The organism is Streptomyces glaucus, from assembly GCF_039533365.1.
In the GTDB taxonomy this organism is placed as follows: Bacteria; Actinomycetota; Actinomycetes; order Streptomycetales; family Streptomycetaceae; genus Streptomyces; species Streptomyces glaucus.
In genome coordinates, this window is the sequence record NZ_BAAATK010000053.1 from 30,332 (window position 1) to 39,571 (window position 9,240).

Below are 9,240 nucleotides of genomic sequence, written 5' to 3' on the forward strand. Positions count from 1 at the left end.
GGACGGACGGGCCTGCCGGTGCGGGGCTTGTGGTGATTAGGCTGGGACCGGGCGCGACGTCAGAACCCGTGGACGGGCGTCTGCGTCCCAGGGGGAGAGCGGGGGAGCCGGTGGACCGGACTGCCTCGGACGACCTCGAGCGGCTCCGAACCACGTCGGAGCGCTTCGGACGGCAAGCAAGGGTCGCCCCAGCACGGCATGAGGGTGCTCGACCACACCAGGAGGAACTGTGAGCAGCGATCGGGACGGGATCCGCGGGGGCTGGGGGACACCCGGCGACGACCAGCCCGACGCGGAGTCCGCGGTCGAGACGACGGGCGAGTTCACCATCGACTACGCGCCACCCGCGTGGTATACGCAGAACGCTTCGGGGAATCCGGGGAGTTCGGGCTCCGGAGACCCGGGGGGTTCCGGGCAGGGGGCGTCCGGCGGATCCGGGAACGCCGGCGCTCCTGGGGACGCCAGTGGGTCCGGTGCGGCCACGGACGCCTCCTCCTCCGCTCCGGGTACTCCGTCCCTTCCCCTGCCGGGACTGACGCCACCGCCTCCCGCGACGGATACCGCGGGCCCCTCCCCCGCTCCGGCGCCCGCGGTCCCCTTCACGCCCCCGCCGCCCGCTCCCGCGCCGGGTGCGTCCTTCACTCCGCCCCCGCCGCCCACCGGTGAGCCGGTGGCCGTGCCCGGCCTTCCGACGGGAAGCGGGTTCGAACCGCAGCAGCCGCAGCCGGGAAGCCTGCCGGAGGCCCCGGCGGGGGACCCCGCCGCCCCGAGGGCCGTGGCGGACCCTCCGGCGGGCGGGTTCCCGTCGCAGTGGGCCCCGTCGACGGCTCCCTCGTCGCCGTCGGCCTCCCCGGGGTCCCCGGCTGCCGCCGAGTCGGCGGCCTCGGCGGCTTCCGAGGAAGCCGAGAGGACCGAAGGGTCCGAGTCCGGGAACGGCGATCCGGAGAGCGGCGCGACCATGCGGTTCTCCCCGGTCGCGCTGGAGCGGGAGATCGCCGAGCGCACCGCCGCGGCCGAGGCGCGGGCGGCGGAGGACGCGACGGAGGCCGGCGAGACGGGTGAGGCCGGCGACCGGGACGCCGCCGCCGGTGCGGACCGGGCCGAGGCGGGCGCCGTGGCGGCCGCGGGTGCGTCCGGGCGTACGGACGTGACCGACGCGGCCTCCGGCGGTGCCGAGGACGCGGAAGCGGCCGGCACGACGGACGGGGCCGACGGCTCCGGTGCGCCGGACGGCGCCCTCCCCGGCACGGCCGGCGACTCCGGTGCGGCTGAGGACGGCTCCCCCGCCGCCGGCGAGGACGCCCCCGGCGGTGCGGCTCGGGCCCGGGACGCCGAGCCGGAGGAGGCACGGCCCGCGCCCACCGGTCCGGAGGACGCCGCCGAGGAGACCGAGCCCCGGGACGAAGCGCCCGCGGACGGGGCGTCCGCCCCTGGTACGCCCGCGGCCGCGCCCCAGGACGCCGCGCCCGCGGACACCGCTCCGGTCGGGTCCGACGCCCCGGGCGGCGCGCCGCCCGCCTGGACCCCCCCGTCGGCGCCGCAGGGCGGGCTGCCGCCGCTGCCGCCCGCGTACCAGCCCGCCGCGCCCGCACCGGCGGCCCAGTGGCCGGCCCAGCCGCAGCCCCGGCACGCGGACCCGCACACTCCCCCGCAGCAGCCGCCGGCGCAGGGGCAGCCGGCCGTGCCGCCCCAGCAGCCTCCCTTCCAGCCCCAGGCTCCGCAGCCCGCACCCGCCGCGTGGAACCAGCCGGCTCCGCAGCCCGGTTACGGCTTCCCGCACCCGGCCGTCCCCCAGCCCCCGGCCCAGCCGCAGGCCGGCGCCGCCGCACCGATGCCCCAGCCGCAGCCCGGCCACGGCTTTCCGCAGCCGCCCGCTCCCGCCACCCCGGACGCATACGGTTTCCCGCACCCCGGTGGCGCCCCCGCCGCTCCCGGCGCGCAGGGCGGCTACGGCTTCCCGCCCGCGCGGCCCGGCTCCGGCTCACCGGGCGGGCCCGACGGGTACGGCTTCCCGCCGCCCGCCCAGCAGGGCCGGCCCGGCGTGCCCCCGCAGGCGCAGCCGCAGCCCCCGTCGGCCGCACCGCACGAAGCCCCGCAGGGCAACGCCCCGCAGGGGGGCGCCCCGCAGCCCCCGCGGGCCGACTCCGCCTCCCAGACGCCCCAAGCCCCCCAAGCCCCGCAGGTGCCTCAGCCGCCTCAGCAGTTCCACCAGCCCCAACCGCCCCACCAGCCCCAGCCGCCCGTGGACCCTCGCCTCGGTGCCGCCTGGCCGCAGCCCGTGCAGCACGATCAGCGGCAGCCCGTCAGCCCCGGTGCCGCGCCGCTCGGTTACACGGCGGCCGTGGAGCTGTCGTCCGACCGGCTGCTCAACACCAGGAAGCAGAAGGCGAAGAGCAGCCGTCCGGTGGGCGGCGGGCGGTTCAAGCTGGGCGGCAAGAAGGAGGAGGCCGAGCGGCTGCGGAAGCTGGAGCTGATCCGCACGCCGGTGCTGTCCTGCTACCGGATCGCCGTGATCAGTCTCAAGGGCGGCGTCGGCAAGACGACGACCACCACCGCGCTCGGCGCCACGCTCGCCAGCGAGCGGCAGGACAAGATCCTCGCGATCGACGCCAACCCGGACGCCGGTACGCTCGGCCGCCGGGTGCGCCGCGAGACCGGGGCCACCATCCGTGACCTCGTCCAGGCGATCCCGTACCTCAACTCGTACATGGACATCCGGCGGTTCACCTCGCAGGCGCCCTCCGGACTGGAGATCATCGCCAACGACGTCGACCCGGCCGTGTCCACGACCTTCAACGACGAGGACTACCGGCGCGCGATCGACGTGCTGGGCAAGCAGTACCCGATCATCCTCACCGACTCGGGCACGGGCCTGCTCTACAGCGCCATGCGCGGTGTGCTCGACCTCGCCGACCAGCTCATCATCATCTCCACCCCGTCCGTGGACGGCGCCTCCAGCGCCAGCACGACGCTGGACTGGCTGTCCGCGCACGGGTACTCCGACCTCGTCGCCCGGTCCATCACCGTCATCTCCGGGGTCCGCGAGACCGGAAAGATGATCAAGGTCGAGGACATCGTGGCGCACTTCCAGACCCGGTGCCGGGGGGTCGTCGTCGTTCCCTTCGACGAGCACCTGGCCGCCGGTGCCGAGGTCGACCTCGACATGATGCGGCCGAAGGTGCGGGAGGCGTACTTCAACCTCGCGGCGATGGTCGCCGAGGACTTCACCCGTCACCAGCAGGCGCACGGTCTGTGGACCTCCGACGGCAACCCGCCGCCGGTCGCCGCCCCGCCGCTGCCGGGCCGGCCGGTCCCCGGACAGCCTGTTCCGGGGCAGCCGTTCCCGGCACAGCCGCTGCCCGGGCAGCAGATCCCCGGCCAGCCCGTCCCCGGCCAGCCGGGCCCGTACCCCCAGCCGCCCCAGCCCGGTCAGCCCTACGCCCCGCCGCCGGCCCAGCCACCCGCCCAGCCCGGCGTGCCGCCGCAGCCGTACCCGCAGCCCGGTTACGGATACCCGCAGCCCGGGCAGCCGGGCGGGCAGACCCCGCCGCCCCCGCCGCCCCAGCAGTAGGAGGCCGTGACGCAAGAGGGGCGGCCGGTGCCCGCGGGCACCGGCCGCCCCTCCTCCGTCGTACCGGCCGTCACCCGCCGGCCGCCGCCACCAGTTCCCGGCAGCGCTCGACGTCCTGGGCCATCTGCTCCAGCAGGGCCTCCAGGGTGTCGAACCTGGCCTGTCCGCGGACGAAGGCCAGGAAGTCGACGGCCACGTGCAGTCCGTACAGGTCGAGTCCGACCCGGTCGATGGCGTACGCCTCCACCGTGCGCTCGGTGCCCTCGAACTGCGGGTTCGTGCCGACGGAGATCGCGGCCGGCATCGCCTCGCCCTGCGCGTGCAGCCAGCCGGCGTAGACGCCGTCGGCCGGGATCGCGGTGTGCGGGAGCGTCTCGACGTTCGCCGTGGGGAAGCCCAGTTCGCGGCCGCGCTGGGCGCCGCGGACGACCACGCCCTCCACCCGGTGCGGGCGGCCCAGGATCTCGGCGGCGCCCTGGACGTCGCCCTCGGCGACCAGCCGGCGGGTCAGCGTGGACGAGAACGGCGCCCCGCCCCCGGCCTCGCCGGTCACGTACAGGTCGACGACCTCGACCTCGAAGTCGTAGATCTTGCCCTGTTCGGCGAGGAACTCCACGTTCCCGGCGGCCCTGTGGCCGAAGCGGAAGTTGGGGCCCTCGACGACGGCCTTGGCGTGCAGTTTGTCGACCAGCACCTTGACGATGAAGTCGGCCGGCGACAGCTTCGAGAACTCCGCGGTGAAGGGGAGGATCAGGACCGCGTCCACACCCAGTCCGGCCATGAGTTCGGCGCGGCGGTGGTGCGGGGCGAGCAGCGGCGGATGGCTGCCGGGGCGGACCACCTCGCTGGGATGCGGGTCGAAGGTGACGACCACGGCGGGCACGCCCAGTTCACGGGCGCGGTCCACGGTGTGCCGGATGATCAGCTGGTGCCCGCGGTGGACTCCGTCGTAGGAGCCGATGGTGACGACGCTGCGCCCCCAGTCCTGGGGGATGTCCTCCAAGCCACGCCAGCGCTGCACTGTGCCTGCTCCTTGTCCGAAAGCTGTCCGACCCGAGTCCGTGGTTGCCTCATACGCAGGTCTAAGGGTGCCATGCCGCCCGCTTCGGACCCGCATCGGCATGGGGGCTGTGACCCGGCGCACGTGCCCGGGCCGGATCGGGGCCCGGCGTACCGTACGCGGACCGGGTGTCCGGGACCTCGGACGCGCCTGCCCGGGCCGGGCGCCCCGGAACGCCGTACGCCCGCCGGGCCGGGGTCGTCGCGCGGGTCCCGTGCCCCCGCCGGGTTCTCGGTCGTCCGGCGGGTGCCCGGCCCCGGCGGCACCAGTCACTCCCCGGCGTGTCGGCCGGCCGACGGGTCACGCGGCCGTCGCCACCGTGCCGGTCGGCGGCGCCCGGGCCGCGGGGCCGTCCGGCCGGGTCCTGGACACGGGCCGGGGGCTCGCCGGGCGGATCCGTCCGCGGTTCCCCGTCCGTCGCCGCCGGACCTCCCGCCGTGCCCCACCGGGCTTGCGTGCTCCGTGTGCGACGGCGGGCACGGGTGACCGGCGGGGCGGAGCGTGAGGCGGACGCGCCCCCTTCCGCCCCCGGATCCCCTCCGAGCGCCTGTCCTGAAAGGTGCGCCTGCGGTGCCGGCCGGGCAGGTCCTGAGCGTGGGGGGTCCGAGGGGGCCGTGGAGCGGCGGCAGTGGGGTTTCCTCCCGTGTCCGCCGCTCCACGGGCAGGCGCTCCCGGTCCGGGCCGGCGCCCGCGGCCCCGGCCCGCCCGTCCCCGGTCTCAGCCGAAGACGGCGAGGCTCTTGGCCTTGCCCCGCTGCTCCTCGACGAGGGCGAGGAGGCGGTCCTCGGGCCCGAAGACGGCCACGGCGCCGGCGCCCGCGTACTCGTCGGGCATCTCCAGCCGCACACCGTTGGCGAGCAGGCGGGCGCGCCGGGCGTCGACGTCCCAGCGGGGGAACGCGGCGGCGGCCGCCTCGGCGACCGGCATCACGGTCAGCTCCTGCTGGAGCTCCTCCAGCGTCTTCGCGGAGTCCAGCTTGTACGGCCCGACGCGGGTGCGGCGCAGGGCGGTGAGGTGACCGCCGACGCCGAGGCCGGCGCCCAGGTCGCGGGCGAGGGCGCGGATGTAGGTGCCGGACGAGCAGACCACCGACACCACCAGGTCGAGCACGGCCGTGCCGTCCTCGGCGACGGCGTCCCGCACGTCGTACACGGTGAAGGAGGAGACGGTGACGGGCCGGGCGGGGATGTCGAAGTCCTCGCCCTCGCGCGCCCGCTTGTAGGAGCGCACGCCGTTGATCTTGATGGCGCTGACCTTGGACGGCACCTGCATGATGTCGCCGGTCAGCTCGGCGATGCCGGCGTCGATGGCGTCGCGGGTGACCTTGGCGGCGTCGGTGGCGGAGGTGACCTCGCCCTCTGCGTCGTCCGTGACCGTGGTCTGCCCGAGCCGGATGGTGCCCAGGTACTCCTTCTCCGTCAGCGCGAGGTGTCCGAGGAGCTTGGTCGCCCTCTCCACGCCCAGGACGAGGACGCCCGTCGCCATCGGGTCGAGGGTGCCGGCGTGTCCGACGCGCCGCGTCCTGGCGATGCCGCGCATCTTGGCGACGACGTCGTGCGAAGTGAAGCCCGACGGCTTGTCGACGATGACAAGTCCGTCGGGCGTGGTGTGCTTCTGGGTCATTCGGCGGTGTCGTCCGTCTCGTCGTCCTCGCCGGGCTTCCGGTAGGGGTCGGCGTCGCCGGCGTACGTGGCGCCCGCGGACGCCTCGCGCACCTTCGCGTCGGACTGCCGCGCCTTGTCGAGCAGGTCCTCGATGGTACGGGCGGTGTCCGGCAGGGCGTCCATGACGAAGGTGAGGGTCGGCGTGAACTTCACGCCCGCCGCCCTGCCGACCTCGGAACGCAGGATGCCCTTGGCGCTCTCCAGGCCGGCGGCCGCGGCCTTGCGCTCCTCCTCGTCCCCGTACACGGTGTAGAAGACGGTCGCCTCCCGCAGATCGCCCGTGACCCGCGTGTCCGTGATGGTCACGTGCGAGCCGAGCCGCGGGTCCTTGATCCCGCGCTGCAGCTTCTGGGCCACCACCTCTCGGATGAGGTCCGCCAGCCTCTTGGCCCGCGCGTTGTCGGCCACTGGTCCGTCTCCCGTTCTTTCCTTGCTGCGTTTCGTGATCTGGTCGTCAGTCGTCTTCGCCGTGGAAGCGCCGTCTGACCGACAGCAGTTCCACCTCGGGGCGGCCGGCGACCAGCCGTTCGCACCGGTCCAGTACATCGGTCAGGTGCCCCGCGTCGGCGGACACCACCGCGAGGCCGATACCGGCTCTGCGATGGAGATCCAGATGGTCCACCTCGGCCGCGCTCACGGAGAACTTCCGCTGGAGCTCGGCGACGATCGGGCGGACGACGGAGCGCTTCTCCTTCAGCGACCGTACGTCGCCGAGGAGGAGGTCGAAGGACAGCGTCCCCACGTACATGTGTCGGTCCGGATGACCCGCCGGTACGGGATCGATGGCCCTGCCGTCGGTGCGGGCAGGAACACCAGGAACGGTACCGCGAACCCTCCGCCGGCTCGACAGGGTTTCCGCGGCGCCGCCCCCCGCCGGGGGACGGCACACCGGCCGGCGGGACGAGCGTCCCGCCGGCCGGTGTGCGACGCAGGGGTGTTATCCCCGCGGCTTCTCGCGCAGTTCGTACGTCGCGATGACGTCGTCGACCTTGATGTCGTTGAAGTTCCCGAGGTTGATACCGCCCTCGAAGCCTTCGCGAATCTCGGTGACGTCGTCCTTGAAGCGACGCAGACCCTCGATGGTGAGGTTCTCCGCCACGACCTTGCCGTCGCGGATGAGGCGCGCCTTGGCGTTCCTCCTGACCTCGCCGGAGCGGATGATGACACCCGCGATGTTGCCCAGCTTGGACGACTTGAAGACCTCGCGGATCTCCGCCGTACCGAGCTCGACCTCCTCGTACTCCGGCTTGAGCATGCCCTTGAGGGCCGCCTCGATCTCCTCGATCGCCTGGTAGATGACCGAGTAGTAGCGGACGTCCACGCCCTCGCGCTCGGCCATCTGCGCGGCGCGCCCGGCGGCGCGCACGTTGAAGCCGATCACGATGGCGTCCGAGCCCATCGCCAGGTCGATGTCGGACTCCGTGACCGCACCGACGCCGCGGTGCAGGACGCGGATGTCGACCTCCTCGCCGACGTCCAGCTGGAGCAGCGAGGACTCCAGGGCCTCGACGGATCCGGAAGCGTCGCCCTTGATGATCAGGTTCAGCTGCTGGACCTCGCCGGCCTTCAGCACCTTGTCCAGGTCCTCCAGGGACACGCGGCGGGTGCGCTTGGCGAAGGCCGCGTTGCGCTCGCGGGCCGCGCGCTTCTCCGCGATCTGGCGGGCCGTACGGTCCTCCTCGACCACGATGAAGTTGTCACCGGCGCCCGGGACGTTGGTCAGGCCCAGGACCTGGACCGGCGTGGACGGACCGGCCTCGGCGACGTTGTTGCCGTTGTCGTCGAGCATGGCCCGGACGCGGCCGTAGGCGTCGCCGACGACCATCGTGTCGCCCACGCGCAGCGTGCCTCGCTGGACCAGGACGGTGGCGACGGCGCCGCGTCCGCGGTCCAGGCGGGACTCGATCGCGATGCCCTGCGCGTCCTGGTTCGGGTTGGCCCGCAGGTCCAGGGTGGCGTCGGCCGTGAGGATCACGGCCTCCAGCAGGGAGTCGATGTTCAGGCCCTGCTTGGCGGAGATGTCGACGAACATGGTGTCGCCACCGTACTCCTCGGCCACCAGGCCGTACTCGGTCAGCTGACCGCGCACCTTGGTCGGGTCCGCGCCCTCGACGTCGATCTTGTTGACCGCGACCACGATCGGCACGTCGGCCGCCTTGGCGTGGTTCAGCGCCTCGATCGTCTGGGGCATCACACCGTCGTTGGCCGCCACCACGAGGATCGCGATGTCGGTCGACTTGGCACCGCGGGCACGCATGGCGGTGAACGCCTCGTGACCCGGGGTGTCGATGAAGGTGATCTTGCGGTCGTCGCCGTTGACCTCGGTCGTGACCTGGTAGGCACCGATGTGCTGGGTGATGCCGCCGGCCTCGCCCGCGATGACGTTCGTCTTGCGGATCGCGTCGAGCAGGCGGGTCTTGCCGTGGTCGACGTGACCCATGACGGTCACCACCGGCGGACGGACGACCAGGTCCTCCTCGGAGCCCTCGTCCTCGCCGAACTCGATGTCGAAGGACTCGAGGAGCTCGCGGTCCTCCTCCTCCGGGCTGACGATCTGGACGTTGTAGTTCATCTCGTCGGCCAGGAGCTGCAGCGTCTCGTCGGAGACGGACTGCGTGGCCGTGACCATCTCGCCGAGGTTCATCATGACCGCGACGAGCGACGCCGGGTTGGCGTTGATCTTCTCCGCGAAGTCGGTGAGCGACGCACCGCGCGACAGGCGAATGGTCTCGCCGTTGCCGCGAGGCAGCATCACGCCGCCGACCGACGGGGCCTGCATGGCCTCGTACTCCTGACGGCGCTGCCGCTTCGACTTGCGGCCACGGCGCGCCGGACCGCCGGGACGGCCGAAGGCGCCCTGCGTGCCACCGCGACCGCCCGGACCGCCGGGACGACCGCCGAAGCCGGGACGGCCACCGCCGCCGCCGCCGGCGAAGCCGCCGTTT

At 74.0% G+C, this 9,240-nt stretch carries 6 protein-coding genes; 1 reads left to right on the forward strand and 5 read right to left on the reverse strand.

The genetic code is table 11. From position 1 onward, the window contains the following. Positions 1–229 precede the first annotated feature (229 nt). Positions 230–3,571, forward strand: a complete 3,342-nt coding sequence (locus ABD363_RS27905) for an SCO5717 family growth-regulating ATPase (protein ID WP_344608430.1) — start codon at positions 230–232, stop codon at positions 3,569–3,571. Positions 3,572–3,641: 70 nt separating this feature from the next. Here the strand turns inward: ABD363_RS27905 and ABD363_RS27910 are convergent, their stop codons facing one another. The 5 genes from ABD363_RS27910 to infB form a co-directional block, all read right to left on the reverse strand. After that, on the reverse strand, positions 3,642–4,592 hold the full coding sequence (locus ABD363_RS27910) for a bifunctional riboflavin kinase/FAD synthetase (protein WP_344608432.1): 951 nt from the start codon (positions 4,590–4,592) through the stop codon (positions 3,642–3,644). 756 nt (positions 4,593–5,348) lie between these two features. Continuing rightward, positions 5,349–6,254, reverse strand: a complete 906-nt coding sequence (gene truB, locus ABD363_RS27915) for a tRNA pseudouridine(55) synthase TruB (protein ID WP_344608434.1) — start codon at positions 6,252–6,254, stop codon at positions 5,349–5,351. Continuing rightward, a complete protein-coding gene (gene rbfA / locus ABD363_RS27920; protein ID WP_344608436.1) occupies positions 6,251–6,703 on the reverse strand; it encodes a 30S ribosome-binding factor RbfA in 453 nt (150 codons plus the stop codon). Before rbfA ends, truB begins: the two co-directional genes overlap by 4 nt. 46 nt (positions 6,704–6,749) lie before the next feature. Further along, entirely contained in the window at positions 6,750–7,043 is a 294-nt protein-coding gene (locus ABD363_RS27925; protein ID WP_344608438.1) for a DUF503 domain-containing protein, read from the reverse strand. Positions 7,044–7,232: 189 nt separating this feature from the next. After that, on the reverse strand, positions 7,233–9,240 hold a 2,008-nt coding region (infB, locus tag ABD363_RS27930), incomplete at its 5' end, for a translation initiation factor IF-2 (protein WP_344608440.1).